The organism is Pantoea sp. PSNIH1 (assembly GCF_007680655.1).
In the GTDB taxonomy this organism is placed as follows: domain Bacteria; phylum Pseudomonadota; class Gammaproteobacteria; order Enterobacterales; family Enterobacteriaceae; genus Pantoea; species Pantoea eucrina.
In genome coordinates, this window is the sequence record NZ_VEIP01000022.1 from 1 (window position 1) to 414 (window position 414).

A 414-nucleotide genomic window follows, 5' to 3' on the forward strand; every position below is an offset into this window, starting at 1 on the left:
ACCTGCGGTTGGATCACCTCCTTACCTGAAGATACCTTCCCGCGAAGTGCTCACACAGATTGTCTGATAGAAAGTAATGAGCAAGACGGCTGCGAAGTCGCGACACGATGTGTCCCCTTCGTCTAGCGGTTAGGACTCCGCCCTTTCACGGCGGCAACAGGGGTTCGAATCCCCTAGGGGACGCCACTTGCTTGGTGACAGGTGAAAGGTGTCTCCACAGTATCTCAAAACCGGCTTGCGAGTCGCGTTTGAGATATTTGCTCTTTAACAATCCGGAACAAGCTGAAAATTTGAAACGACCGCGTCGTATCCGTTCTCCGTAATAAGAACGAGGCATGATGCGGCCGGGTCTCAAGATTATCGCGATTCACAGCGTTCAAAACGCCTGTGGGTTGTGAGGTTAAGCGACCAAGC

At 52.4% G+C, this 414-nt stretch carries 1 tRNA gene; it reads left to right on the forward strand.

The features are described from left to right. Positions 1-111: 111 nt before the first annotated feature. A tRNA-Glu gene (locus tag FS690_RS18215) sits at positions 112-186 on the forward strand. The last annotated feature ends 228 nt before the right edge of the window (positions 187-414 follow it).